Origin of the sequence: Mycobacterium sp. (assembly GCF_965229265.1) — a bacterium.
GTDB lineage: Bacteria > Actinomycetota > Actinomycetes > Mycobacteriales > Mycobacteriaceae > Mycobacterium.
Genome location: NZ_CBDDIY010000010.1, coordinates 134,614 through 158,603 on the forward strand (window position 1 = coordinate 134,614; position 23,990 = coordinate 158,603).

Below are 23,990 nucleotides of genomic sequence, written 5' to 3' on the forward strand. Positions count from 1 at the left end.
ACGGCGCAGGATCCGGGTGGGTTGCACCGTCGCAGCAGTCTTGGACGGCTAAGCACATTTTGCGGGTGCTTACCGTATGATCTCAGCAAAACGCGACGGTAAGTACTCACAGCGATTGTCCAGCCTTTCGGGGCAGCTGGTATATCAGCCGAGCCAGCAATCCGGACGGTCCGACATCTCGGCACGCACAGATAGGAAACGATTATGAGCTCTGGTCGCCTGACCCGTCAGATTGCACTCTTTGCTGGCGGTGCCGCGATCCTCGGGATGGGGGCGCTGACCGCCTGTAGCCCGAGCGAGAAGGAAGCCCCGTCGACGACCACCACAACGTCCACGACGGTCTCGGTGACGCCCACCGAGAAGGCCGTCGCCCCGGGTGGTCCCAACTCCTTCTCGCCGACCGTCAACCCGGCTCCTCCCGGCACGGTCTGCAAGGAAATCGTCGGCAACAACTGCATTCGCTAGCCGGTCTTGGCGCGCCCCGGCGATAGAGTCGGGGCGTGCCCAGGATCAGCGCTCCCTCGCTGGGGCAGCACCGTGAGCAGGTGCATCGCCGAGTCTTCGAGGCATTCAGCGCCCTGCTGACCGAGCACAGCATCGACGCGATCACCATGGCGCAACTGGCCGCGGAGGCCGGTATCGGGCGAACGGCGATCTATCACCATTTCGCCGACAAGGAAGCCGTCGTCGTCGCGTTCGCGTCCTACCAGACCGCGCACTACATCGATGAACTGCAGGCTGCACTGGCCGATGTCGGGGACCCGTCCGAGCGGCTGGCTCTCTACATTCGTCATCACCTCGACGCCGGCCAGCAGTTCCACATCAGCTCGAGCGGTCAGTTCTACGGCACGCTGTCGCCGACGGCGAAGCTGGCGATTCGCGACCATGTGGTGGCCGTCGAGGACGTGCTGCGCTCGATCCTGGCCGACGGTGTCGCGGCCGGTACGTTCGTCGTCGATGACGCGGTCGCGACCATGTCGCTGATTCATGCCTGCCTGGCACCCCGGCACCTGCCGGCAGCCACGGTCGAGCGGTTTGTGCTGCGCGCCCTGAAGCCCCCGAAAAGGTAGCCCTCACAAACGTTCGGCACCGTGTTAATTTCCTGACATCTCGTCAACATCATCCTGACGAGATGTCAGGAAAATCCGCTACGACACGGAGCTGAAGATGTCCATGAGCACCCAGTCGACGTCCGAGTCGGCCACCTCGTTGGCCACCGCGATGCGGGCGGGTTCGGCCGACGACCACGAGGCCGCCGAACAGGCGCTGTTCGTCACCGAGCTCCTCGACGGCAAGATCAGCCCGCGCGGCTACGTCGATTACCTGCTCCGCCTGCGGATGATCTACGCCGCGATCGAGGATGCCGTTCGCGCGTACCACGACGACCCCCTGGTCGCCGCCGTCTACGATCCGGCCCTGGAGCGACTGTCGGCGATCGACGCCGACCTCGAGCACTGGGCGCCCGGATCGGGCCGCGACATCGACTCGCCGGCCGCGCAGACCTACCGCGATCGGGTGGCCGGCCTGTCCTGGGGCGGTGACCTGCTCGCGCATCACTACACCCGCTACCTCGGCGACCTCTCCGGTGGGCAGGCCATCGGCCGGATCCTCGATCGCACCTTTTGTCTAGGGGGTGCCGGGCTGGCGTTCTACACGTTCCCGCTGAGGTCCAAGCCCTACAAGGACGAGTACCGGGCCCGCCTCGACGGGCTGGGACTTGAGGCCGCCGACGTCGACCGGGTGGTCGCCGAGGTGAAGGTCGCCTTCCGGCTCAACCAGGCGGTGTTCGCCGAGCTCGGCGAGAATCTGGCCGCCTACCGCCCCTGACCGTCGTCCGGTCCGGCGTCGCAGCGATTGCGAAAGTCGGTGACGGGCTGACGGATTCCCTTCATGTCGGCATGCACCTGCGGGTTGGCGTCCAGATAGTCCTGCACCGCGGAACGCATCTCGTCCTTCGGCAGGCCTTTGATGCTGGTGAAGAAGTCGTTGACGTCCGGGTGGGTGAACAGATAGCCCGACAACGCGAAACCGGTGCCTGCCATGATCCCGGCCAGGTCGGCCGACGTGCAGTTGGGCGGCGGGTCGGCAGCCGCCGGGCCGGTCGCGCCCAGCAGCAGGGCGGCAGCGCCCAGCACTATCGCGACCGCGCGCGGTATCGAACGCGTCATGCTCATGACCAGCTCCTGCGATGAGATCCGGAATCAGACTGTACGGGGTCAGACCGGCTGAAATCGGTGTTTGGCGGCCCGGTCGGCGGGCACCAGGACCGCGGCACCCAGGGCGACCAGCGCCCCGCCCAGGACCATCCCGCCGATCACATCGGTGAAAATGTGTGCGCGCACGTAGAGGGCAAGAATCGCGACGAAGACGACACCTGTGCCGGCCAGCACGGCCGCTGTGATCTTGACCGCGCGGCTACGCCCGATACCCAGACAAACCGCGATGGTTCCCAGCAATGTGGCGCTGCCGGTGACATGGCCGGAGGGGAATGAGTGCGCGTAGTAGTCGATCTGAGACCAGTCGACAGCCGATCCGTTGCGCAACTGAGCGAGGTTGGCGGGCGTCCGCTCGAGCAGGTGCTTGAGGATCTGCTCGCCGGCCGCGCCCGCCCCGACCGTTCCGATGACGACCACGGCCCGCATGACCGATCGGGCCTGCAGCGCCAGTAGCGTTCCGCTGACCACACCGGCCACCGCGACGTGGACCGGGCGGCCGATATAGCTGAAGATCCCCGCCGAGTCACCCTGCCCGCGGTGCTCACGGTGGGCGTCGAACCAGTTCCACACCGAGGTGTCGAGAGCTGTCATCCACTCCGCATTGATCTGTACGGCCATGATGGCCAGCACGCTCGACAGTGCGGCCGACAGCAGGATTAATCCCACCCGGCCGCGGCGCGCGAATGCCGCCACCGCGAAGGCGGCGGCGGCGATGGTCAGGGTGGTCACAGTGATGTCGATGGCGATCATTGTGCCAATCGAGGGCCTATTTGGTGCTTGCTCTAACGCCTGGTTTCGCAACCAGCCGTCCACCGGCCGCCCCGCGATGGGGCGGTGCGCTGAGAAGTCCTCGGGCACGGGCCTTTTCGATCCAGCTGACCACTGTGCGCGGTGTCACCGAATATTCCCGCGCCATGGTCGCGGCGTAGCCGCGGCCCCGTGCCAGGTACTCGCGGGCGATCGTGGTCAGGAATTCGTCGCTCAGAATCCCGTGCCGACGGATGGGTTGGGCGGCGACGGCGGGGAACCCTGCGACCGGAAGATCGACCGCGAACGGGTCGGATCCGGCTGCGATGAGCCGCGGCACGATGCCGGTCACCACGGCCAGCGGCGAAGACCAGCGGAAGTCACGCTGAAGCGTCGCGAGGTCAAGGCCGTGGTGCGCGGACAGCGACATTTCGACGACCTCGGGTGTCCCGTTGACCAGGTCCACCCGGGCTTCGATCCTGACCTTCTGTTCACCGGTCGAGGGATCTACCTCGATCCAGTCGACAATGACGGGCAGGTTGACCGTGACCTCGCCGGTTGTCCACGGATGAGTAGGTCCCGTCGCCGGAGAAATTCTCGACGAGACTCCGGGAGGCCGTGAGGGTGCGCCCATCAGGTTGCCATCGTCTCAGACCGGGGTGGTGTGAACCTTCCATTCGACCCAACGAGCTTCCGCGTCCTGAGCCGTGCGCGATTGATCGCCATGGCCGGCCGGCGTGGCGCGTCGGCAACAGGGTTACGTGGTTCCGTTGGCGCCACTGCCACCCGGCTGGCCGCCGACGCCTCCGGGTCCGCCGAAGCCGCCCGTGCCGGGCTTGGGCGTAGAACCTGATGGCGTCGGCGACTTGGCGTTTCCGCCGGTGCCGCCGTTGCCGCCGTTGCGGAACAGGCCGCCGCTGCCGCCGGTGCCGCCGTTGCCAGCCTCACCTTGCGCGTCGTTGCGGGCAGGGCCGGTGCCCACGAGCGAACCGCCGGTGCCGCCGGTGCCGCCGACGGCGAAGAGCCCACCCTTGCCGCCGGTGCCGCCCTTACCGCCGCGGGTGGTCCCGGCGCCGGGGTTAACGGTTGTAGCCCAACCGCCTGCGCCGCCGGAAGCTGCCCGGATGAGACTGAGGAAGCTTGCACCGCCGTTGCCACCCGCCCCGCCCTCGGTGATACCGATCAAGGCGACAGCACCGCCGCCGGTACCGCCGGACTGGCCCGGGCCGGCGAACCGGACGCTACCGCCGTTACCTCCGGCGCCGCCGGTGGCGTTGCCTCCGTTCGACGCGGCCGAGCCGCCGCCGCCGGCCTGACCGCCGGAGCCGACGGTCGCGCCACCGCCGTTGCCGCCGGGCCCACCGACGGCGTTCAGATCGCCGGAGAGAACCCCGGACTTGTACCAGTCCTCGGGATTTGTGCTGGGGGTATAGCCTCCTCCGTTGCCGCCGGCGCCGCCGTTGCCCAGCACCAGTCCACCGCGACCACCGTTGGCGCCGGCACCGCCGGTAGCGAGGCCGAAGTCCGCGAGGGCTTTCGCACCCGCACCCCCGCTGCCGCCGGCGCCGAACAGGCCGGTGCCGCCGCCCGCGCCGCCCGAACCGCCGGTGGCGTTGTTGGCGACGGGAAACCCGACGTGGTCCTCGGCATAGCCACCCCCGCCACCAGCTCCGCCGTCACCCCAGATCACGCCACCGCGGCCACCTGCGCCACCGTTGGCGCCGACCGAGGGAAGGTTCTGCGCAGTGCCACCGCGATCTTCACCGCCGTTGCCACCGGCTCCGCCATTGCCGAACAACCCGGCGCGGCCACCCCGTCCTCCGGCGGTGGCGGCCTGAGTCCGCACGTTTGAGACATAGCCGGCGTCGGCGCCGTTGCCGCCCTTGCCGGCGTTGCCGAATCCGAAGATCCCGGCGTTTCCGCCGTTGCCGGCGGCCAGACCCGAGCCTGCGGTGGCGCTCCAGCCGCTGCCGCCGTTACCGAATAGCAGGCCGGCGTTGCCGCCGTTGCAGACATGCGACGTGCAGTACGTGTCATCTGCGGCGCTGTAGCTGTATCCGCTGCCAATCAGCAGGCCCGCATTCGGGTTGGTCTGCGTTCCGTCGCCGATGAGGAAACCGACGACCGACCCCAGGAGGCCGCCCGGAGAACCGGTCAGTTCGATATTGGCAGTCTGTACCGGCACTGGGGGGACGGCAGCAAAGAGCGATGGCGCTCCAGTCGGCGTCATCAGCATCATCCCAGCGCTGGCCACCGCGCCGAGCGTCATCAACGGCGCCACCCGGAGAAGGCCGCCCACCCGACGGAAGCCTGGCATCTCAACAGTCATTCGATTCCCCCTCGTGAAGTGCACCCCAGGAGAATCCGAGCACGTTGACATCGTCTACAGGGGCGATTGACCTTCCGATGGAATGTCGTCACGTCAAGTGGAAGGTTGCCGATAGCAGACTTGGCGGCGGAATGAACCGAGATGGAGTGTCGATCGACACAGACCGCTACGCGCGCGTCGCAGGCGGCGGGAAGCGTCGGTTTGCGCCGGTGCGCGCGACGAAACGGGGGGAGTGTCTGTTCTATCGCCGGCGCCGACCGGCCGTCGTCGCCGGCCCCAACATTGTTGGAGCGAGGTGCCCTCGGTGAGATTCGAACTCACACTGCACGGGTTTTGAATCCGTTTCCTCTGCCAGTTGGGATACGAGGGCGAGCCGACGCTGCGGCGGTGTTCCACCATAGTGGATGGGCCTGGCGAGGCTGACGGGCGGGAGGCTGCGGTGCCCCGAGGTCGCTGTTTGGCCCAGGCCACGCGACAATGGCTGCATGACCGGGTCTACCAACGACGCCCAAGACCGCACACCTCGCCGGGTTGTGATCGCCGAGGACGAGGCGCTGATCCGGCTGGATCTGGCCGAGATGCTCCGCGAAGAGGGCTATGACGTGGTCGGCGAGGCCGGTGATGGGCAGGAAGCCGTCGACCTGGCCGAGCAGCTGCGCCCGGACCTGGTGATCATGGACGTCAAGATGCCCCGACGGGACGGCATCGACGCCGCCGCCGAGATCGCCAGCAAGCGCATCGCGCCCATCGTGGTGCTGACGGCGTTCAGCCAGCGCGATCTCGTCGAAAAGGCCCGCGACGCCGGCGCGATGGCCTACCTGGTCAAGCCGTTCTCGATCACCGACCTGATCCCCGCGATCGAGGTCGCGGTCAGCCGATTCAGCGAGATCACCGAACTCGAGCGCGAGGTGGCCAGCCTGTCGGATCGGCTGGAGACCCGAAAGCTGGTGGAGCGGGCCAAGGGTCTGCTGCAGACCAAGCAGGGCATGACCGAACCGGAGGCGTTCAAGTGGATCCAGCGCGCCGCCATGGATCGGCGCACCACCATGAAGCGCGTTGCCGAAGTGGTGCTGGAAACCCTCGACACGCCCAACGACGCCACACCGTCGAATTGAGCCCTGGGTTAACGGCGAGTTTCCTCTGACCGCGCCGTTTACCCCGATACCGAATATGCTCACGGCCAGGCGTTGGCCAAGATCACGCGCTGCGGCCACGGGTTGACTATGTTCTACGCAGTGTCGACGGTCGGGCCGTGTGCCGGTCTGTGGGGTTGATGCCGAATGAACAACCGACCCGGAGGTGAACTGTGCGCGCACGCGCTACACGGAGTGCAATCGCTGCGAGTTCGGCGTTGCTGGCGGTGCTCGGCATCGCCGGCTGCAATCAGTCCTCGCCGACTGAGAACTCGTCACAGAGTGACCTGAAGATTGTCGAACAGGTCCAGATCGACCAGAACGGCGCCGAGGTCAAACCCGAGTCCGGGGTGACCCCGGCCGACCCGACCGGCGACGGCAAGGCCGCCTGCCCGCCGGTGTCCATCGCGATGGCCGGTGCCCTCAACGGGCCCGACGCCGCGCTGGGCATCAACATCAAGAACGGCGTGCAGTTGGCCATCGACAAGCACAACGCGGCCAACCCCGGCTGCCAGGTTCAGCTCAAGCCCTTCGACACCGAAGGCGACCCGCAGAAGGCGACCGCAATCGCCCCGCAGATCGTCGACGACGCGTTCACCATCGGGCTGGTCGGCCCGGCGTTCTCCGGCGAGACCAAGGCCACCGGCTCGGTGTTCGACCAGGCCGGCCTGGTGGCGGCCACCGCGTCGGCCACCAACGTCACGCTCTCCGAGCAGGGTTGGAAGACGTTCTTCCGTGGCCTGGCCAATGATGGCGTGCAGGGCCCGTCGGTCGCCAACTACCTGAAGAACACCCTCGGACAGAAGAAGGTCTGCGTCGTCGACGACAGCACCGACTACGGAACCGGCCTGGCGCAGGCGGTCCGCGAGACGCTCGGCTCGGTCGCCGACTCGGCCTGCAACATCTCGGTCAAGAAGGGCGACAAGGACTTCTCGGCCGCGGTCACCCAGGTCAAGGGTCAGTCGCCGGACTCGGTGTTCTACAGCGGCTACTACGCCGAGGCCGCCCCGTTCGTGCAGCAGCTGCGCGACGGCGGATACACCGGCAAGTTCGTCAGCGCCGACGGCACCAAGGACCCGGAGTTCGTCAAGCAGGCCGGCCAGGCCTCCAAGGACGCCATCCTGTCCTGCCCGTGCGGCCCGGCCACCGGTACCTTCGCCGACGAGTACACCAAGAAATTCGGCCAGGCCCCCGGCACGTACAGCACCGAGGGCTACGACCTCGGCACGATCCTGCTCAAGGGCATAGACTCGGGAGCCATCACCCGGCCCGCCCTGCTGGACTTCGTGAAGAACTACAACGGCCAGGGCGTCGCGCGTAAGTACCAGTGGACCGACAAGGGTGAGCTCACAACCACCCTGATCTGGATCTACAAGGTTCAGTAACCGTGTACGAGACGCGTCCGGGACCGTAAGGCTCGGACGCGTTCTCGTTTACGACAGCCCGTGAGGAGGCCGCCCCGCCGATGATCCAGGAGTGCCTCGGCCAATACGCCTGTCTCGCTGGTGATATCGGTTTCAACATCGCCAACCTGCGAGAAGGCTTCTGGCAGTTGACGGTTGACGGATTGTCCTGGGGCGCCATCTATGCGCTGGTGGCGGTCGGCTACACCCTGGTGTTCGGCGTGTTGCGGCTGATCAACTTCGCCCACTCCGAGATCTTCATGCTGGGGATGTTCGGCGCCTACTTCTGCCTGGACATCATCCTGGGGTTCAATCCCAGCGGAAACGCCTACAACAAGGGCGTGCTGCTGACGGTGTGCTACCTGGGCATCGCGATGTTGTTCGCGATGCTGGTATCCGGTTCGGCCGCAATAGGTTTGGAGTTCGTGGCCTACCGGCCGCTGCGGCGGCGCAATGCGCGCCCGCTGACCTTCCTGATCACCGCCATCGGCATGTCGTTCGTGCTGCAGGAGTTCGTCCACTTCGTGCTGCCCAAGATCATCAAGGGCTACGGCGGCAGCAACGCGCAACAACCGATCATCCTGGTGCAGCCCAAGACCCAGTTCCACATCTTCGGCGCGACGGTATCCAATGTCACGCTGGTGATCGTGGCCGCGGCCCTTCTGCTGGCGGTGCTCACCGATATCGCGATCAACCGCACGAAGTTCGGCCGCGGAATCCGTGCCGTTGCCCAGGACCCGACTACGGCGACGCTGATGGGGGTATCCCGGGAGCGGATCATCATGACGACATTCCTGATCGGTGGCCTGCTGGCCGGTGCGGCCGCGCTGCTCTACACCCTCAAGGTGCCGCAGGGCATCATCTACTCTGGCGGCTTTCTGCTGGGTATCAAGGCGTTCTCCGCGGCGGTCCTCGGCGGCATCGGCAACCTGCGCGGTGCGCTGCTCGGCGGCTTGATCCTGGGGATCATGGAGAACTACGGCCAGGCCGTGTTCGGTACCCAGTGGCGTGACGTGGTCGCCTTCGTCCTGCTGGTGCTGGTGCTGCTGATCCGACCCACCGGGATACTCGGGGAAAGCCTCGGGAAGGCGCGGGCATGAGCCACCAGCGAGTAGAGCCCCCGGGCAGGTGGAGCCGTCGGCTGCTGGCCCCCGGTGACGGATTGCGGGACTGGTGGTCGGGCCTGAGCCGGGTGCAGAAGTGGGGCATCGGGGTGCTGGCCTTCGGCGCGCTGGCGCTGTTGCCGCTGTTTCCGCCACCGTTCTTCGACACCCCGGGGATCAGCTTCGGCGGCACCATGGCCCAGTTCGCGATGGTGGCGATCATCGCGATCGGCCTCAACGTGGTGGTCGGCCAGGCCGGGCTGCTCGACCTGGGCTATGTCGGGTTCTACGCCGTCGGTGCCTACACCGTCGCCCTGCTGACCAGTCCGGACAGCCCGTGGAACCGGGTGGGCTCTGGCGGTCTGTTCGGGGAGAAGTGGGCCTGGCTGACCTGTGTGCCGATCGCTATGGCGATCACGGCGCTGGCCGGTTTGATCCTCGGCATCCCCACTCTGCGGTTGCGCGGCGATTACCTCGCCATCGTCACCCTCGGTTTCGGCGAGATCATCCGGTTGCTTGCCGACAACCTCTCCGGTGTCACCAACGGGTCGCGCGGCCTCAATCAGATCGCCTATCCGCACATTATCGAGACCGCGAAGTACCCGGACGGCGTGTTCTCCAGCGGCAACTCGACAGGGCACGCGAACTACGGAACCTGGTGGTTCTGGCTCGGCCTGATCCTGATGGTGGCCATCCTGCTGCTGGTCGGCAACCTCGAGCGCAGCCGCGCCGGCCGGGCCTGGGTCGCCATCCGGGAAGACGAGGATGCCGCTGAAGTCATGGGCGTCAACACGTTCCGGTTCAAGCTGTGGGCGTTCGTCATCGGCGCCGCGATCGGCGGGCTGTCCGGGGCGCTGTACGCCGGGCAGGTCCAGTACGTGGCCCCGCCAACGTTCAACATCATCAATTCGATGCTGTTCCTGTGCGCGGTGGTGCTCGGCGGGCAGGGCAACAAGCTGGGCGTCATCTTCGGTGCATTCGTCATCGTCTACCTGCCCAACCGGTTGCTCGGCGTGCACTTGCTGGGCATCAACCTCGGCGACCTGAAGTATCTGTTCTTCGGCATGGCGTTGGTGGTGCTGATGATCTTCCGCCCGCAGGGTCTGTTCCCCGTGCGCCAGCAGCTGCTGACCTATGGCAAATCGGCGCGAAAACTGCTGCGCCGCGCCGACGACAGCAAGGCGGCCGCATGACCGAGATCGACGAGGAACTGGCCGGCCTGCAGCGCGAGGTCAACGTCGCGGAGGGCGAAAGCCTGCTCGAGACAAAGGATCTCACCGTGAAGTTCGGCGGGCTGACCGCGCTGGATTCGGTGAGCTTCTCCATCAAGCGCGGCGAGATCCTCGGCCTGATCGGCCCCAACGGCGCAGGCAAGACCACCTGCTTCAACGCGATCACCGGGGTGTATCGGCCCAGCTCGGGGTCGGTCACCTTCGACGGCGCGCCGCTGGGGCGGATCAAGCGCCACCAGATCACCCGCCGCGGAATCGCCCGGACCTTCCAGAACATCCGCCTGTGGGGCGAGATGACGGCCCTGGAGAACGTCGTGGTCGGCACCGATGCCCGACACAAGACCTCGGTGCCCGGTGCGCTGCTGCGCACCCCGCGGCACCGACGCGAGGAACGCGCCGCGATCGAGAAAGCCGCCGCACTGCTGCAGTTCGTCGGCATCGCCCACCGCGGCGAAGAGAAGGCCAAAAACCTGCCCTATGGCGATCAGCGCCGACTTGAGATCGCCCGCGCGCTGGCCACCGAACCGAAGCTGCTCTGCCTCGACGAACCGGCGGCCGGCTTCAACCCCAGCGAGAAGGCCGCGCTCATCGACCTGATCCGGGCCATCCGCGACGACGGCTACACCGTGCTGTTGATCGAGCACGACATGCGCCTGGTCATGGGCGTCACCGACCGGATCGTGGTCCTGGAATTCGGTCGCAAGATCGCCGACGGCCTGCCGGCCGAGATCCGCGACGACCCCGCCGTCATCGCCGCCTACCTGGGAGTGCCCGATGACCAACTCTGAGGCTCCGCCCCTGCTCGAGGTACGTGACATCGTCGTGCACTACGGCAGGATCGAAGCGCTGCACGGCGTTTCGCTGACCGTGCGGCAGGGCGAACTGGTGACGCTGCTGGGGTCCAACGGTGCAGGCAAGACGACGATGATGCGGGCCATCTCCGGGCTACGGCCGCTGTCGTCGGGATCGGTGTGGTTCGAGGGCCGCGACATCAGCCGGGTCAAGGCCCACCAGCGAGCTATCGACGGGCTGGTGCAGGCACCCGAGGGTCGTGGCGTTTTCCCTGGCATGAGCGTCACGGAGAACCTCGAAATGGGTTGCTATGGAAGGAAATTCGACAGCAAAACCGAGCGGGTCGAACGGCTGGACTGGGTGTTCGAGACATTCCCACGGCTGGCCGAGCGGCGCAGCCAGGTCGGGGGCACCCTGTCCGGTGGGGAGCAGCAGATGCTGGCGATCGGTCGGGCGCTGATGGCGCGTCCGCGGGTTCTGCTGCTCGACGAGCCGTCGATGGGCCTGGCGCCCATGATCATCTCGCAGATCTTCAAGATAATCTCCGAGATCAATGCCCAGGGCACCACGGTGCTGCTGGTGGAGCAGAACGCCCAGCAGGCGCTGAGCCGCTCGGACCGGGCCTACATCCTGGAGACAGGCACGGTCACACGCAGCGGTCCGGCCCGAGAATTGTTGGCCGACGACAGTATTCGCGCGGCCTACCTTGGGGTGGCCTGAGGCACGCGCTCAGCGGCCTGGTTGTCCGGCGCCTCCGCGTCGGAGTCGGCCTGGCCGATGGCCTCCAGGCTGACTCCGGTCGTCTCGATTCGGAAGGCGACGGTGACGACGGCCCCCAGCGCGAACGCCCCGACCAACAGGTACAACAGCGCCGACGTCCCGATCTCCTTGAGCAGGATGGGAAACAGAAAGGCGGTGAGCACCGCGCCGACTTTGGCGAAGGATGCCGCGAAGCCGGCCCCCCTGCCGCGAACCTCAGTGGGGAAGACCTCGCCCGCGATCAGATAGGTCATCGAGTTCGGGCCGAAGTTCGTCATGAAGTAGAACAACATGAACCCGGCGAACAGCAACGCCATGATGTGGTCGCCATGGGGACGGATCGACAAGGCCGCGAGCAGGAGCCCCACAGCACAACCGACGAACCCAATCGTCTGTAGTTTGATGCGTCCGACCCGATCGACGAGCACGATGGCGACCAGAATGCCGAAGACGAAGAGGACATCCATCAACGCCGAACCCTTGATGCCGAGGAGGTCGTTGTGGATGGTGTCGGCCAACCCCGTTCCGTCCGAGGTCTTACCGATCACAGCGGCCAGAATTGTTGGGGTAAAGATGCCGATCCCGTAGGTGCCCAGATCCTGGAGAAACCACGGCACGGAAGCGAGAATCGTCGCTCGGCGGTTCTTCCGATTGAACAGCGCCGCGTAACCACTCGCCGATGCGGACGCCCGGTGGATCAGATGGCCCAACGATACCTGCGTGGGATAGGTGGGCGACCGCCTGAGCAGCCTGAGGGTGGCTTGTTCCGCCTCGGCGATACGGCCCTTGTACAACAGCCAGTGCGGGCTCTCAGTGATGTAGAGACGCCCAGCGATCACGAGCAACGCCGGCACGATCGCCGAGGCGTACATCCATCTCCACGCTGTGACATCGGGGTTTTCGAAGAGGATCGCAAACCCGATGACGGTTCCGGTCAATGCACCGATGGCCTGGAAAGCGAAGGCACTCAGCACTAGCCGACCCCGCATCGAGGTCGGGATGCTCTCTGAAATCACCATGTGCGCGGTGGGATAGTCGCAGCCCAGCGCGACGCCTGCTCCGAAGAGGCAGATCACCAGGGCGGGGAAGTTCGGCGAGACGGTCAGCGCGATCAGAAAGCCGGTGAAAATGATCATCTCCACGATGAACATCCGCTTGCGGCCGAAGACGTCGGCCAACCCGCCGAGCGCGCTGGCGCCGACCAGAATGCCGGCCAGCGACGCTGCAGTGAGCAGACCTTTGTCGGCGGGCGCGAGACCGAACTCGAGCGAGATCAACGGCAGCGCAACGCCAGTCATGAAGACGACCATGCCCTCGAAGAACTTTCCCGCCGACGCAAGGCCGAAGATGCGCCATTGCATGCCCGTCATCGGAGTGGATGTGAGCGCCGTGCCGTCAGACCACGTGGGCCGTTCGTCGATGTAGTCCTGAACGGTCCGGGGCGCCGTCATAGAGTCCTCCTGCTGGGTCACTGGCTCTGATCGTCGCACCGGACGGTGAGGCCAGCCTCGACCACGAGGCGGAGTTAATTGTCTGCGCCGCAACAATTCAGCATTGGTTCCTCGACAGTTCGCCGCGGCGACCCTTAGGGAACGGCTAACCCACGCGGAAGCGCTTGATCCGCGACGTCGCGCCCGAGACCAGCTCGATGCAGCTGCGCGACACCCCGAAATGTTCGGCGAGCAGCCGGGCCGCAGCCTCGGTGGCCTTACCCTCGATGGCTCGCTCGCGGACGTAGACCGTCAGCACCCCGTCGCTGTCGGCTTCAACCAGCGGGCCCTTGCGGCTACCCGGCTTGACGGTGACAACGACGGTCTCGGCCACCCGTGGAGCTTACTTGGCGACGATCACCGAGGAGCCGTGGCCGAAGAGTCCTTGGTTGGCGGTGACGCCGACGGTGGCGCCTTCAACTTGGCGGCCGGTGGCTTGGCCTTTGAGCTGCCAGGTGAGTTCGCAGACCTGGGCGATGGCCTGGGCGGGGATCGCCTCGCCGAAGCTGGCCAGTCCACCCGAGGCGTTGACCGGGACTCGGCCGCCGATGGTGGTCGCACCGCTGCGCAGTAGCTGTTCGGCTTCGCCCTTGGCACACAACCCCAGATGCTCGTACCAGTCCAGTTCCAGCGCGGTGGATAGGTCGTAGACCTCGGCCAGGCTCAGGTCTTTGGGGCCGATACCGGCCTCGGCGTAGGCGGCATCGAGGATCTGGTCCTTGAACACCCGGTCGGGGCCGGGCACGACGGCGGTGGAGTCGGTGGCGATGTCGGGTAGTTCGGGCAGGTGTTGGGGGTATTGGGGGCTTTGCAGGCTCACCGCGCGGACCGAGGGCACGCCCTTGGCCGAGCCGAGGTGTTTTTCGGTGAATTCCTTGCTGGCCACGATCACTGCGGCCGCGCCGTCGGAGGTGGCGCAGATGTCGAGCAGCCGCAGTGGGTCGGAGACCACCGGGCTGGCGAGCACGTCGGCGACGCTGGCTTCTTTGCGGTAGCGGGCGTAGGGGTTGTTGAGGCCGTGTTTGGCGTTTTTGACCTTGACGGTGGCGAAGTCCTCGAGGGTGGCGCCGTAGAGGTCCATGCGGCGGCGGGCCAGCAGGGCGAAGTAGACGGTGTTGGTGGCGCCGATGAGGTGGAAGCGCTGCCAGTCGGGGTCGTTGCGGCGTTCACCGCCGACGGGGGCGAAGAAGCCCTTGGGGGTGGTGTCGGCGCCGATGACCAGGGCGACATCGATGAGGCCGGCCAGGATCTGGGCGCGTGCGGACTGCAGGGCTTGGGAGCCGCTGGCGCAGGCGGCGTAGCTGGAGGTGATGGGGATGCCGTTCCAGCCCAGTTTCTGGGCGAAGGTGGCCCCGGCCACGAAGCCGGGGTAGCCGTTGCGGATGGTGTCGGCACCGGCGACGAGTTGGATTTGGCGCCAGTCCAGGCCGGCGTCGGCCAGGGCGGCGCGGGCGGCCACGACGCCGTATTCGGTGAAGTCGCGGCCCCACTTGCCCCAGGGGTGCATGCCCGCGCCGAGGATGTAGACGGGTTCGGGTGCCATCAGAGGGTCCTCCAGGCGTAGGTGATCCGCTCGATGCCGTCATCGTCGGTGTAGAGCGCCATGGTGGTCAGTTCGACCTGCATGCCGACCGTCAGGTCGGCGGCCAGGGTGCCCTCGACGACCTTGCCCAGCACGATCAGTCCCTCATCGGCCAACTCCACGGCGGCCACCGCGAACGGCTCGAACGGATCCGGCGACGGGTATGGCGGCGGGGGTGCGTAGCGGTTCTCGGTGTAGCTCCACACCGTGCCCCGCCGCGACAGCGCGACCGGTTCGAGCACATCGCTGTCACACGCCGGATTCGGGCAGTTGTTGGCCCGCGGAGGAAACACATACGTGCCGCACTGCGGGCACTTGCCCCCGACCAGATGGGGGACACCGGCATCGTCGTAATCCCACCAACCCTCAATCGCCGGTAGTTGGGTGGGCGCGTCTGGAGAAGCTGGCACGCGGTCATCGTATGCGATCACCGCGACCGAACTGAAACGTGTTCCAGTTCTGTGGTCGTCGGCTACGGCAATGGGCGTGCTGGGCGACGTGGCATCGACCGGGGCTCCCGCCACACGCCGCGGCGTTGTACATCGACATCGTCGTCTTAGCGCCCGCGAAACGAACGTTTGCCAGCGCTGGGCGGCGAAGGACAGGTTACGCTAACCAAATGGTTGTGCAGGCTAAGGAATCGTCGGCGAGGCAGAAGATTGTTGACGCGGCGGTTGACCTCTTCGTCGAGATCGGATACGGGAAGGCGGGCCTGAAGGACATCACCAGCCGGGCCGGCGTCACCACTGGCGCGTTCTACCACCATTTCGACTCCAAGGAAGCGCTCGCGGTGACCATCATTAACCAAGGCTGGGCGAAGGCAGCGGAGGGTGTGATTGTTCCGTGCCTCGCGCCTCCGGCCAATGGGCTGGAGAACGTCATCCTGATGTCATTCGCGCTCAGCGACCTGATGAAGCGCGACAAATCGGTATGGATCGCCAACCACCTCAACCAGGCGTTCGGACAGCTCACCGAGGAGTACCGCCGCGCCTTTCAGCAACGAGCGCAGCAGTTCATCGGGGGCGTCGCCGGTGTCATCCGCCGCTCCGACATCCGAGACGACCTGACGCTCGAGGACGTGGGTGGTCTGGTCTGGATCAGCGTTCATGGATGCCACCTGTTGTCCGACGCGATGATGGACGACGTGTATGTCCGAATGGAGCAGTCCTGGCGGGTGCTGCTGCGATCGATCGTGCCAGCTGAATCAGTGAATTACTTCGGGCAGTTCCTGGAGCGCACGTATGGCCGGTATGTGCTGGCTGGCGATGACCTGGCTCCTGTCGTGGATCCAGTTCGGTAAGGTCCCATCTGCCTTCTTCGAGCCCGCAAGACGCGCGAAACTTGACACTGCCTGGTTGCTTCCGGTCACGTCGCGGTCCGCTCTTGTGGTCTATTCGGGCGTGTGTTTGCCAGAGCCAAGGTCGTCAGTCAGCCTTCGCTCGACCGGAGTCGCCTCGTTGACGGGGCCTTTGGCTGGAAACCGCTGCGCTGCATCAGTATTCCGGTCGAGAAGGTATCGGCGCAGCTCCACTGCTCCTATCTGATGGGTTCCCATGTGCTGGCCGGTGTGCCGGGGCCCGAGGGCGTTGCCGCACTCGCTCCGGTTGCGATGGACTTTCCTCGATCGGGCTCGTCGCGAGTGTCGGCGCGGATGCCACCACGGTCTGGTGGTTACCTCGTGTCGGTGCGGATGCATAGAGTGATCGCGTGAGTCCAGCCCAGACCGCTCAGGGTGTATCCCCAGCTGCGAAGAAGACCGACACCAAGCCGACGCTGATGCTCCTGGACGGCAATTCGCTGGCCTTCCGGGCGTTCTACGCGCTGCCTGCCGAGAGCTTCAAGACCAAGAACGGGCTGACCACCAACGCGGTCTACGGGTTCACCGCCATGCTGATCAATCTGTTGCGCGACGAGCAGCCCAGCCATATCGCCGCGGCCTTCGACGTCTCGCGCCAGACCCACCGCTCCGAGAAGTTCCCGGAGTACAAGGCCAACCGGTCGGCCACCCCCGACGAATTCCGCGGCCAGATCGACATCACCAAGGAAGTCCTTGTCGCGCTGGGTATCACGGTGCTCGCCGAAGCGGGGTATGAGGCCGACGACATCATCGCGACGCTGGCCACCCAGGCCGAGAACGACGGCTACCGCGTCCTGGTGGTCACCGGGGACCGGGACTCGCTTCAGCTGGTCAGCGACGACGTGACGGTGCTCTACCCGATCAAGGGGGTCAGCGAACTGACCCGCTTCACCCCAGAGGCGGTCGAGGCCAAGTACGGTCTGACGCCCCGGCAGTACCCGGATTTCGCGGCGCTGCGCGGCGACCCGAGCGACAACCTGCCCGGCATCCCCGGCGTAGGGGAGAAGACCGCGACCAAGTGGATCGCCGAGTACGGCTCGCTGCAATCGCTGGTCGACAATGTCGATGCGGTCAAGGGCAAGGTCGGCGACGCGCTGCGCGCCAACCTGGGCAGCGTCGTCCTCAACCGCGACCTCACCGAACTGGTCAAGGATGTCCCACTGGCCCAGACCCCGGACACCCTGCGGATGCAGCCGTGGGACCGTGACCAGATCCACCACCTGTTCGACGACCTCGAATTCCGGGTGCTGCGCGACCGGCTGTTCGACACGCTGGCTTCAACCAACCCCGAGGTAGACGAGGGCTTCGATGTCCGCGGCGGCGCGCTGGAACCCGGCACCGTCGGTGCGTGGCTGACCGAACACGCCTCCAGCGGTGCGCGCTCGGGCCTCGCGGTGGTGGGCACGCATCTGGCTTACGACGGGGACGCCACGGCAATAGGGATCGCCGCCGCCGACGGCGAGGGTTGCTACGTCGACACCACCACGCTGACCGTCGAGGACGAGGCAGCGCTGGGTGAGTGGCTGGCCGCGACGGACAAGCCCAAGGCGTTACACGAGGCCAAACTGGCGATCCACGACCTGGCCGGGCGCGGCTGGTCGCTGGCGGGGGTCACCTCCGATACCGCGCTGGCGGCGTACCTGGTGCGCCCCGGACAGCGCAGCTTCACCCTCGACGATCTCTCGTTGCGCTACCTGCGTCGGGAGTTGCGGGCCGACACCCCGGAGCAACAACAGCTTTCGCTGCTCGACGACAGTGACGGCGTCGACGATCAGGCGGTGCAGACCCTGATCTTGCGGGCAAGGGCCGTCACCGACCTCGCCGACGCGCTCGACGAGGAGCTGGTCCGCATCGATTCCTCGGCGCTGCTCGACAAGATGGAACTGCCGGTGCAGACGGTGCTGGCCGGCCTGGAATCGGTCGGCATCGCCGTCGACCAGGACCGGCTGCGGCAGCTGCAGAGCACCTTCGGCGACGCGATCCGCGACGCCGCCGAAGCGGCCTACGGCGTGATCGGCAAACAGATCAACCTCGGCTCGCCCAAGCAGCTGCAGGTGGTGCTGTTCGACGAACTCGAGATGCCCAAGACCAAGCGCACCAAGACCGGTTACACCACGGATGCGGACGCTCTGCAGGCTCTTTTCGACAAGACCGGGCACCCGTTCCTGCAGCACCTGTTGACCCACCGCGACGTCACCCGGCTCAAGGTCACCGTTGACGGCCTGCTGAATTCCGTTGCCGCCGATGGTCGGATACACACCACCTTCAACCAGACCATTGCCGCGACCGGCCGCCTTTCGTCGACCGAGCCCAACTTGCAGAACATCCCGATTCGGACCGAGGCCGGCCGGGAGATCCGGGATGCCTTCGTCGTCGGCGACGGCTTCGCGGAGTTGATGACCGCCGACTACAGCCAGATCGAGATGCGCATCATGGCGCATCTATCCAAGGACGCCGGTCTCATCGAGGCGTTCAACACCGGCGAGGACTTGCATTCCTTCGTCGCGGCACGGGCCTTCGGGGTGGACATCGCCGATGTGACACCGGAGCTGCGCCGGCGGGTCAAGGCGATGTCCTATGGACTGGCGTACGGGCTGTCCGCCTACGGTCTGGCATCACAGCTGAAGATCTCCACCGAAGAGGCCAAGGACCAGATGGAGTCGTACTTCGCCCGGTTCGGCGGGGTGCGGGACTACCTGCAGTCCGTGGTCGACCAGGCCCGCAAGGACGGCTACACCTCCACGGTGCTGGGCCGGCGCCGGTATCTGCCCGAGCTCGACAGCAGCAACCGCAACGTGCGCGAGGCCGCCGAGCGGGCCGCGCTCAACGCCCCCATCCAGGGCAGCGCAGCCGACATCATCAAGGTGGCGATGATCGAGGTGGCCGACGCGCTGCGCAGCTCGGGGCTGACGTCACGGATGCTGCTGCAGGTGCACGACGAGCTGCTGCTGGAAGTGGCGCCGGGAGAGCGCGACGCGGTCGAGGCGCTGGTGCGCGAGAAGATGGGCGCCGCCTACCCGCTGGACGTCCCGCTCGAGGTGTCGGTGGGCTACGGCCGCAGCTGGGATGCGGCCGCGCACTGACGGCAGCTGCCCGGCTCGGCGCTGATGTGCAGTTCCCGCGGGCCGGTGGGCAGACGCCAGTGGAACGTGATTGCGGCCAGCCGTAGCAGTGTGGCCACCAGCGAGCCGACCGCCACAGCCAGCCATTGGGAGCCGAACGAGTCGATTGCGACGTAGATGACAGCACCGAGCATCGCGGGCGCGGCGTACATGTCGTCGGGCCCCATGACCAGCGGGATATCGCGGGCGACGATGTCCCGCATGATGGTGCCGGCGATCGCTGAAACCATGCCTAGCAGTGCGGCGGCGAAATAGCTCGCACCGTGATCGACGGATATCGCCGCGCCGGTGGTCGCGAAGAACCCCATCCCGATGGCGTCGAGAACCAGGACGAGCTGGTTGAGCTTGATCACGAGTTTGGCGAACGCCGTGGTCAGCAGTGCGGCCACGAAGCACACCGTGATCGGCGCCCAGTGCTGCAGGGACGCCGGCGGGAACACGCCGAGCAGGACGTCGCGCAGGAGGTTCCCGCCGATACCGGTCAACACGGCGAGCACGGCGATGCCGAACAGGTCGAACCCTTTTCGAATGCCGACTACCGCACCAGAGGTGGCCAGGACGGCGATCCCGGCGTATTCCAGAAAGTGCTGGATCATGCCCGCGAAGGTAGGAGGCGAAACTAGGAATCGGCTGACAGATCCCTACCTCATCGACGGACGAAAACCGTTCAGCCAGTATAGGACCGGTCCGGCGGCGGCCCGCGCCGCGACGACGCCGTCGACCTCTTCCTGCTGCAGGGCCAACACCCGGGCATCGCCAAAGCCACGTTCGATGCGGTCCCGCACGAACGCCAGCTCCACGACCTGCACGGCGAACCTCTTGATCCCGCTGCCGGCCGGGCGCCCGCCAAACCGGGTTGCCGCCACTACCGCCTGCTTGCGGGTGCGGATCGACCCGAGCCAGCCCGCCTCGGCGGGGGTGACCAGCCCCGCCGCGACCATGCCAGGCAACTTCTCGGCGACGATCCGCTGCTCACGCCGGCGGCTGTGCACCGCCAGCGCGATGGTCAGGCCGAAAACCGGCATCATCCACACGGCGTACAGCCCGAAGTAGGCGCCCACGCTCACCAGCGCCGAGCCGTTCCACAGCCCGTGCATGAGCACCGCGGCGAGATAGCCGAGCAGTACATAGCCCGCCTTGGCCACCGTATTCCGCTGGTGCAGAGCGAAATACACACCGATCCCGGTGAAGGTGGTGAACAGGGGATGGGCAAACGGGCCCATGATGAGGCGCATCGCCGCGGTAACCAGGGAGCTGGCCAGCGACTCCCCGTCGGCGATGTAGAAGATGTCCTCGAGCCAAGCGAAGCCCACCGCCGTCACGCCCGCGTAGACCAGGCAGTCGGTCAGCGAGTTGAGCTCGTTGCGGCGGACCCTGGTCATCATCACCAGCAGGAACAAGCCCTTGGCAGCCTCCTCGATCACCGGGGCAGCGAATGCCACCGTGAAGAAGCCCGCCTCCTCACCGCCGGGATTCACCGACTTCTCGACGACGAGTTCGAGAACCACCGAGGCCACGATCGCCACCGAGGCGCCCCACAGGAAGGCCAACACCAGCAGCCGGGGTGGCTCGGGCTCCCACCGGTCCAGCCACAGGTAGCACAGCAGCACCAGCGCCATTGCCACCGTGGACAGGACGAAGCCGATTGTCGTCCCGACCGGGTTGACCGCGGTCAGCAGGATCAGGATCAGCCCGGCGAGGGTGCCCAGGGCGACGATCACCGCCAGCGGCGCCCCGACCTTGCGGATCGGCCGGGGAAACGGCGGCGTGGTGGCGTAGGACATCAGTGGAGGGTAATCGCCGGACCGCGCCCGCAGACTGCGTTGTCGAGCTATCCCGGGACCCGGGTTTGTCCAGCGTGCGCCTAGTCAAGTAAGCTCGGACAGTACCTGTGTCCATTGCGGGTACATCACCACAGGCACCAAAACACACTGTCCCTACGATTGAAGCTGTCCGGAGCAACCCAACAATATGCCAAGTCCCGTCGCCACCTCGCCGCAAGTAGCCCTCAACGACATCGGCTCAGCGGAGGATTTTCTCGCCGCCATCGACAAGACCATCAAATACTTCAACGATGGCGACATCGTCGAAGGGACCATCGTCAAGGTTGACCGTGACGAAGTCTTGCTCGACATCGGCTACAAGACCGAAGGTGTCATCCCTTCCCGCGAACTCTCCATCAAGCACGACGTCGACCCCAATGAGGTTGTGTCCGTCGGCGACGAGGTGGAAGCCCTTGTCCTCACCAAGGAGGACAAGGAAGGCCGCCTGATCCTGTCCAAGAAGCGCGCTCAGTACGAGCGCGCCTGGGGCACCATCGAGGCACTCAAGGAGAAGGATGAGGCCGTCAAGGGCACCGTCATCGAGGTCGTCAAGGGCGGCCTGATCCTCGACATCGGGTTGCGCGGCTTCCTGCCCGCGTCGCTGGTCGAAATGCGGCGGGTCCGCGATCTGCAGCCCTACATCGGCAAGGAGATCGAAGCCAAGATCATCGAGCTGGACAAGAACCGCAACAACGTGGTCCTGTCCCGGCGCGCTTGGCTCGAGCAGACTCAGTCCGAGGTTCGCAGCGAGTTCCTCAACCAGCTGCAGAAGGGCGCCATCCGCAAGGGTGTCGTGTCCTCGATCGTCAACTTCGGCGCTTTCGTCGACCTCGGCGGGGTCGACGGCCTGGTTCACGTCTCGGAGCTGTCCTGGAAGCACATCGATCACCCGTCCGAGGTCGTCACCGTCGGCGACGAGGTCACCGTCGAGGTGCTCGACGTCGACATGGATCGCGAGCGGGTTTCGCTGTCGCTCAAGGCCACTCAGGAAGACCCGTGGCGCCACTTCGCCCGCACCCACGCGATCGGCCAGATCGTGCCGGGCAAGGTCACCAAGCTGGTGCCGTTCGGTGCGTTCGTCCGGGTCGAGGAGGGCATCGAGGGTCTGGTGCACATCTCCGAGCTGGCCGAGCGTCACGTCGAGGTGCCCGATCAGGTCGTGCAGGTCGGCGACGACGCCATGGTCAAGGTCATCGACATCGACCTGGAGCGTCGCCGCATCTCGCTGAGCCTCAAGCAGGCCAACGAGGACTACACCGAGGAGTTCGACCCCTCGAAGTACGGCATGGCCGACAGCTACGACGACGCGGGCAACTACATCTTCCCGGAGGGCTTCGACGCCGAGACCAACGAATGGCTCGAAGGCTTCGACAAGCAGCGCACCGAGTGGGAGGCCCGCTACGCCGAGGCCGAGCGCCGGCACAAGATGCACACCGCGCAGATGGAGAAGTTCGCCGCGGCCGAGGCGGAGGCTGCGAGCCGGCCGGCCACGGCCAACGGTTCGTCTTCGTCGTCGAGCTCGGGTGAGTCGGCCGGCGGGTCGCTGGCCAGCGATGCTCAGCTCGCCGCTCTTCGCGAGAAGCTCGCGGGTAACGCGTAACCAAGACACTCATTCGCCGAGTGAAGCCGCGCAGCACGTCTCATCGACGTGCTGCGCGGTTCTTTTTCACCGCCATCACGTGAGGGCACTGTATTGCTGCGCATCGGTTTGACCGGCGGTATCGGCGCCGGGAAGTCGACGGTGTCGGCCACATTCGCTGAATGTGGCGGCATCGTCGTCGATGGGGACGTCATCTCGCGGGAGGTCGTGGAACCAGGCACCGACGGGCTGACCAGGCTCGTCGACGCGTTCGGTGCGCACATCCTGCGCCCCGACGGTGCCCTGGACCGGCCGGCGCTGGCCGCGATCGCATTCAGCGACGAGGAGAAGCGCCAGACGCTCAACGGCATCGTGCATCCGCTGGTGGCACACCGCCGCTCGGAGCTGATCGCGGCGGCCGCCGAGGATGCGGTGATCGTCGAGGACATCCCCCTGCTGGTCGAATCGCAGATGGCGCCGCTGTTCGCGTTGGTGGCGATCGTCAACGCCGATCCCGACGTGCGGGTGCATCGGCTCATCGAGCACCGCGGCTTCAGCGAGGCCGACGCGCGGGCCCGCATTGCCGCTCAGGCCACCGAGGAGCAGCGGCGGGCGGTCGCCGACGTGTGGCTGGACAACTCGGGTACCTCAGGCGAACTCGTCGAGAAGGCGCGCGAGCTGTGGTACCAGCGCATCCTGCCGTTCGCGCACAATCTCACCGCTGGGACCCCGGTCACGGCAGCGCCGCAGCTGGTTGCCTCCGACCCCACCTGGCCGGACCAGGCCCGGCGGATCGTGGCCCGGCTCAACACCACCTTCGGGCATCGCGCGGTGCGCATCGACCACATCGGGTCGACGGCGGTGGCCGGTATGGACGCCAAGGACGTCATCGACGTCCAGGTGACCGTGCCCTCGCTGGAGGTGGCCGACGAACTCGCCGGGGATGTGCTGCGCGCGGGCTACCCCCGGGTCGCGACGATCACCGCCGACGTGCCCAAGGCCGATGCCCGCAGCGCTGACGGCCGTTTCGATCGCGTCACCGATGCGGGGCTGTGGCACAAGCGGTTCCACGCCTCGGGTGATCCGGGCCGGCCCACCAACGTGCATATCAGGGTGGACGGTTGGCCGAATCAGCAATTCGCGTTGCTCTTCGTCGACTGGCTGGCCGCCAACCCCGGCGTGCAGGCCGACTATCTGGCGGTCAAACGTGCGGCGGCCCAGCACACCGACATGGGCCGGTACGCCGAGGCCAAAGAACCGTGGTTCCTCGACGCCTACCGGCGGGCGTGGGCCTGGGCCGACAGCACCGGCTGGCGGCCCTGA

The 23,990-nt window shown here is 66.4% G+C and carries 23 protein-coding genes and 1 tRNA gene; 13 read left to right on the plus strand and 11 right to left on the minus strand.

Features of this window, described 5'->3' with window-relative positions; all coding sequences use genetic code 11:
• The first annotated feature begins 204 nt into the window (after window positions 1-204).
• The 3 genes from ADBZ9K_RS02845 to ADBZ9K_RS02855 all read left to right on the plus strand — a co-directional run bounded on the left by ADBZ9K_RS02845 (window position 205) and on the right by ADBZ9K_RS02855 (window position 1,827).
• Window positions 205-465: a hypothetical protein gene (locus ADBZ9K_RS02845; protein ID WP_526618382.1), complete on the plus strand. Its 261-nt coding sequence runs from the start codon at window positions 205-207 to the stop codon at window positions 463-465.
• 35 nt (window positions 466-500) lie between these two features.
• Window positions 501-1,070: a TetR/AcrR family transcriptional regulator gene (locus ADBZ9K_RS02850; protein WP_526618384.1), complete on the plus strand. Its 570-nt coding sequence runs from the start codon at window positions 501-503 to the stop codon at window positions 1,068-1,070.
• Window positions 1,071-1,167: 97 nt separating this feature from the next.
• Window positions 1,168-1,827, plus strand: coding sequence for a biliverdin-producing heme oxygenase (locus ADBZ9K_RS02855; RefSeq protein WP_526618386.1), 660 nt, complete (start codon window positions 1,168-1,170; stop codon window positions 1,825-1,827).
• Here ADBZ9K_RS02855 and ADBZ9K_RS02860 read toward each other — a convergent pair.
• From ADBZ9K_RS02860 to ADBZ9K_RS02880, 5 genes are all read right to left on the minus strand, one after another.
• Window positions 1,815-2,174 carry a hemophore-related protein gene (locus tag ADBZ9K_RS02860; RefSeq protein ID WP_526618388.1) on the minus strand — a complete coding sequence of 120 codons (360 nt, stop codon included), beginning with the start codon at window positions 2,172-2,174 and terminating at the stop codon, window positions 1,815-1,817. The two genes, ADBZ9K_RS02855 and ADBZ9K_RS02860, sit on opposite strands and share 13 nt — an antisense overlap.
• A 42-nt stretch (window positions 2,175-2,216) precedes the next feature.
• The gene (locus ADBZ9K_RS02865) at window positions 2,217-2,966 is read right to left on the minus strand and encodes a phosphatase PAP2 family protein (protein ID WP_526618390.1); all 750 of its coding nucleotides are present in this window, start codon (window positions 2,964-2,966) and stop codon (window positions 2,217-2,219) included.
• Between the two features lie 16 nt (window positions 2,967-2,982).
• Window positions 2,983-3,597 (minus strand): transposase, encoded by a 615-nt coding sequence (locus tag ADBZ9K_RS02870; RefSeq protein WP_526618392.1) that lies wholly within the window; start codon window positions 3,595-3,597, stop codon window positions 2,983-2,985.
• Between the two features lie 123 nt (window positions 3,598-3,720).
• On the minus strand, window positions 3,721-5,262 hold the full coding sequence (locus ADBZ9K_RS02875; RefSeq protein WP_526618394.1) for a hypothetical protein: 1,542 nt from the start codon (window positions 5,260-5,262) through the stop codon (window positions 3,721-3,723).
• A gap of 326 nt (window positions 5,263-5,588) precedes the next feature.
• Window positions 5,589-5,662, minus strand: a tRNA-Leu gene (locus ADBZ9K_RS02880).
• Between the two features lie 115 nt (window positions 5,663-5,777).
• Here ADBZ9K_RS02880 and ADBZ9K_RS02885 point away from each other — a divergent pair.
• From ADBZ9K_RS02885 to ADBZ9K_RS02910, 6 genes are all read left to right on the plus strand, one after another.
• Window positions 5,778-6,407 (plus strand): two-component system response regulator PdtaR, encoded by a 630-nt coding sequence (locus ADBZ9K_RS02885; RefSeq protein ID WP_526618395.1) that lies wholly within the window; start codon window positions 5,778-5,780, stop codon window positions 6,405-6,407.
• Between the two features lie 191 nt (window positions 6,408-6,598).
• Window positions 6,599-7,810, plus strand: a complete 1,212-nt coding sequence (locus tag ADBZ9K_RS02890; RefSeq protein ID WP_526618396.1) for a branched-chain amino acid ABC transporter substrate-binding protein — start codon at window positions 6,599-6,601, stop codon at window positions 7,808-7,810.
• Window positions 7,811-7,890: 80 nt separating this feature from the next.
• The gene (locus ADBZ9K_RS02895) at window positions 7,891-8,928 is read left to right on the plus strand and encodes a branched-chain amino acid ABC transporter permease (RefSeq protein ID WP_526618397.1); all 1,038 of its coding nucleotides are present in this window, start codon (window positions 7,891-7,893) and stop codon (window positions 8,926-8,928) included.
• The gene (locus tag ADBZ9K_RS02900) at window positions 8,925-10,124 is read left to right on the plus strand and encodes a branched-chain amino acid ABC transporter permease (protein WP_526618398.1); all 1,200 of its coding nucleotides are present in this window, start codon (window positions 8,925-8,927) and stop codon (window positions 10,122-10,124) included. Before ADBZ9K_RS02895 ends, ADBZ9K_RS02900 begins: the two co-directional genes overlap by 4 nt.
• Window positions 10,121-10,951: an ABC transporter ATP-binding protein gene (locus tag ADBZ9K_RS02905; protein WP_526618399.1), complete on the plus strand. Its 831-nt coding sequence runs from the start codon at window positions 10,121-10,123 to the stop codon at window positions 10,949-10,951. The genes ADBZ9K_RS02900 and ADBZ9K_RS02905 overlap by 4 nt, the downstream gene beginning before the upstream one ends.
• Window positions 10,938-11,675 carry an ABC transporter ATP-binding protein gene (locus tag ADBZ9K_RS02910; protein ID WP_526620678.1) on the plus strand — a complete coding sequence of 246 codons (738 nt, stop codon included), beginning with the start codon at window positions 10,938-10,940 and terminating at the stop codon, window positions 11,673-11,675. Before ADBZ9K_RS02905 ends, ADBZ9K_RS02910 begins: the two co-directional genes overlap by 14 nt.
• Here ADBZ9K_RS02910 and ADBZ9K_RS02915 read toward each other — a convergent pair.
• The 4 genes from ADBZ9K_RS02915 to ADBZ9K_RS02930 form a co-directional block, all read right to left on the minus strand.
• Window positions 11,657-13,165, minus strand: coding sequence for an MFS transporter (locus ADBZ9K_RS02915; RefSeq protein ID WP_526618400.1), 1,509 nt, complete (start codon window positions 13,163-13,165; stop codon window positions 11,657-11,659). The two genes, ADBZ9K_RS02910 and ADBZ9K_RS02915, sit on opposite strands and share 19 nt — an antisense overlap.
• 145 nt (window positions 13,166-13,310) lie before the next feature.
• Entirely contained in the window at window positions 13,311-13,538 is a 228-nt protein-coding gene (locus ADBZ9K_RS02920) for a DUF167 domain-containing protein (RefSeq protein WP_526618401.1), read from the minus strand.
• Between the two features lie 9 nt (window positions 13,539-13,547).
• Window positions 13,548-14,747, minus strand: coding sequence for a lipid-transfer protein (locus tag ADBZ9K_RS02925; protein WP_526618402.1), 1,200 nt, complete (start codon window positions 14,745-14,747; stop codon window positions 13,548-13,550).
• Window positions 14,747-15,196, minus strand: coding sequence for a Zn-ribbon domain-containing OB-fold protein (locus tag ADBZ9K_RS02930; protein ID WP_526618403.1), 450 nt, complete (start codon window positions 15,194-15,196; stop codon window positions 14,747-14,749). The genes ADBZ9K_RS02925 and ADBZ9K_RS02930 overlap by 1 nt, the downstream gene beginning before the upstream one ends.
• A 209-nt stretch (window positions 15,197-15,405) precedes the next feature.
• On the opposite strand from ADBZ9K_RS02930, the gene ADBZ9K_RS02935 reads away from it, so the two are divergent.
• Together ADBZ9K_RS02935 and polA are read left to right on the plus strand one after the other, a co-directional pair.
• On the plus strand, window positions 15,406-16,086 hold the full coding sequence (locus ADBZ9K_RS02935; RefSeq protein ID WP_526618404.1) for a TetR family transcriptional regulator: 681 nt from the start codon (window positions 15,406-15,408) through the stop codon (window positions 16,084-16,086).
• A gap of 476 nt (window positions 16,087-16,562) precedes the next feature.
• Window positions 16,563-19,226, plus strand: coding sequence for a DNA polymerase I (gene polA, locus ADBZ9K_RS02940; protein ID WP_526620680.1), 2,664 nt, complete (start codon window positions 16,563-16,565; stop codon window positions 19,224-19,226).
• Here the strand turns inward: polA and ADBZ9K_RS02945 are convergent.
• Both ADBZ9K_RS02945 and ADBZ9K_RS02950 read right to left on the minus strand, forming a co-directional pair.
• A complete protein-coding gene (locus ADBZ9K_RS02945) occupies window positions 19,193-19,861 on the minus strand; it encodes a TRIC cation channel family protein (protein ID WP_526618405.1) in 669 nt (222 codons plus the stop codon). The genes polA and ADBZ9K_RS02945 overlap by 34 nt on opposite strands.
• Before the next feature lie 45 nt (window positions 19,862-19,906).
• Window positions 19,907-21,049, minus strand: coding sequence for a PrsW family intramembrane metalloprotease (locus tag ADBZ9K_RS02950; RefSeq protein ID WP_526618406.1), 1,143 nt, complete (start codon window positions 21,047-21,049; stop codon window positions 19,907-19,909).
• 187 nt (window positions 21,050-21,236) lie between these two features.
• Here ADBZ9K_RS02950 and rpsA point away from each other — a divergent pair, with 187 nt between their 5' ends.
• Both rpsA and coaE read left to right on the plus strand, forming a co-directional pair.
• The gene (gene rpsA, locus ADBZ9K_RS02955) at window positions 21,237-22,688 is read left to right on the plus strand and encodes a 30S ribosomal protein S1 (RefSeq protein ID WP_526618407.1); all 1,452 of its coding nucleotides are present in this window, start codon (window positions 21,237-21,239) and stop codon (window positions 22,686-22,688) included.
• A gap of 93 nt (window positions 22,689-22,781) precedes the next feature.
• Window positions 22,782-23,990, plus strand: coding sequence for a dephospho-CoA kinase (gene coaE / locus ADBZ9K_RS02960; RefSeq protein ID WP_526618408.1), 1,209 nt, complete (start codon window positions 22,782-22,784; stop codon window positions 23,988-23,990).

Bases quoted from the DNA above. Each gene is read 5' to 3' on its own strand.
- ADBZ9K_RS02845 (WP_526618382.1), top strand. From the start codon at position 205: ATGAGCTCTGGTCGCCTGACCCGTCAGATTGCACTCTTTGCTGGCGGT.
- ADBZ9K_RS02855 (WP_526618386.1), top strand. From the start codon at position 1,168: ATGTCCATGAGCACCCAGTCGACGTCCGAGTCGGCCACCTCGTTGGCC.
- ADBZ9K_RS02860 (WP_526618388.1), bottom strand. From the start codon at position 2,174: ATGAGCATGACGCGTTCGATACCGCGCGCGGTCGCGATAGTGCTGGGC.
- ADBZ9K_RS02865 (WP_526618390.1), bottom strand. From the start codon at position 2,966: ATGATCGCCATCGACATCACTGTGACCACCCTGACCATCGCCGCCGCC.
- ADBZ9K_RS02870 (WP_526618392.1), bottom strand. From the start codon at position 3,597: ATGGGCGCACCCTCACGGCCTCCCGGAGTCTCGTCGAGAATTTCTCCG.
- ADBZ9K_RS02885 (WP_526618395.1), top strand. From the start codon at position 5,778: ATGACCGGGTCTACCAACGACGCCCAAGACCGCACACCTCGCCGGGTT.
- ADBZ9K_RS02895 (WP_526618397.1), top strand. From the start codon at position 7,891: ATGATCCAGGAGTGCCTCGGCCAATACGCCTGTCTCGCTGGTGATATC.
- ADBZ9K_RS02900 (WP_526618398.1), top strand. From the start codon at position 8,925: ATGAGCCACCAGCGAGTAGAGCCCCCGGGCAGGTGGAGCCGTCGGCTG.
- ADBZ9K_RS02905 (WP_526618399.1), top strand. From the start codon at position 10,121: ATGACCGAGATCGACGAGGAACTGGCCGGCCTGCAGCGCGAGGTCAAC.
- ADBZ9K_RS02910 (WP_526620678.1), top strand. From the start codon at position 10,938: ATGACCAACTCTGAGGCTCCGCCCCTGCTCGAGGTACGTGACATCGTC.
- ADBZ9K_RS02915 (WP_526618400.1), bottom strand. From the start codon at position 13,165: ATGACGGCGCCCCGGACCGTTCAGGACTACATCGACGAACGGCCCACG.
- ADBZ9K_RS02925 (WP_526618402.1), bottom strand. From the start codon at position 14,747: ATGGCACCCGAACCCGTCTACATCCTCGGCGCGGGCATGCACCCCTGG.
- ADBZ9K_RS02935 (WP_526618404.1), top strand. From the start codon at position 15,406: ATGGTTGTGCAGGCTAAGGAATCGTCGGCGAGGCAGAAGATTGTTGAC.
- polA (WP_526620680.1), top strand. From the start codon at position 16,563: ATGCTCCTGGACGGCAATTCGCTGGCCTTCCGGGCGTTCTACGCGCTG.
- ADBZ9K_RS02945 (WP_526618405.1), bottom strand. From the start codon at position 19,861: ATGATCCAGCACTTTCTGGAATACGCCGGGATCGCCGTCCTGGCCACC.
- ADBZ9K_RS02950 (WP_526618406.1), bottom strand. From the start codon at position 21,049: ATGTCCTACGCCACCACGCCGCCGTTTCCCCGGCCGATCCGCAAGGTC.
- rpsA (WP_526618407.1), top strand. From the start codon at position 21,237: ATGCCAAGTCCCGTCGCCACCTCGCCGCAAGTAGCCCTCAACGACATC.